The organism is Melaminivora alkalimesophila (assembly GCF_000282995.1).
Classification (GTDB): Bacteria; Pseudomonadota; Gammaproteobacteria; order Burkholderiales; family Burkholderiaceae_C; genus Melaminivora; species Melaminivora alkalimesophila.
In genome coordinates this window covers 1-666 of sequence record NZ_ALEE01000307.1, presented here as the reverse complement: position 1 = coordinate 666, position 666 = coordinate 1, and the positions used below count along the sequence as shown (strand labels likewise).

The 666-nt window shown below is 73.0% G+C and carries 1 protein-coding gene and 1 pseudogene; both read right to left on the bottom strand.

Annotated features, from left to right (window positions below; genetic code table 11):
• The coding region (locus A612_RS17680) for a hypothetical protein (RefSeq protein ID WP_206536112.1) at window positions 1–269 on the bottom strand (269 nt) is incomplete at its 3' end.
• A gap of 196 nt (window positions 270–465) precedes the next feature.
• Window positions 466–666: pseudogene (locus A612_RS17675) on the bottom strand (DEAD/DEAH box helicase); the annotation flags it as partial.

Here is a 666-nt window from a genome sequence, read left to right as displayed (position 1 = left end):
GCGCCGGCGTCGCCGGCGGTGGCCGGGGTGGTATCCGTGGCAGCAGCGGAACCGGGCGCCGCCGGCTCCAGGCCGGAAGCGGCCGCCGGCTCAGGCGCCTTCTCGGACTCGGAGCTGGCTGCAGGCGCGGGCTCGGATGCGGGGGCGGTGGCAGGCTCGGGAGTCGTGCTGGGCGCGGGAGACTGCGAGACCGGAGGCGGCTCGGCGGGAGCCGGCGTGTCGTTCTTGCCGCAGGCAGCGAGCAGGAGCGCGGAACATGCCAATGCCATGGCGAGGGAATTCTTCGGGAACATGGATAGCCTTTCGTGAGAGGGATTGCACAATCCGCAGCACGCGCACGACCGCGAGCCGCGCCCAACACCCATCGTGCGCACGCGGGCGCCTTCCTGGTGTGGGAGTTCTTCCCATGTTCCTGTTGGAGTGGTTCCCGCGCCGCTGGCCCGGCGCCGGCCCCGCCTGTGGGATTCAGGCGTCCGAGGCTGCCGTCGGCGCCTTGAAGAGGGCTGCCACCTTGCGCCGTGGCTTGATGTTCGCGGAAAGGCTGCTGCGGGCCGCGGGCCGCGGCGCGGCCTCCCAGGTCGGGGCCGCCTGGGCGCCATCGCTGGGCTCGTAGGGCCTCTCGAAGAAGGGGTCCCGCGATGCGGAGGCGCTGCGGTGGCTGCTGCC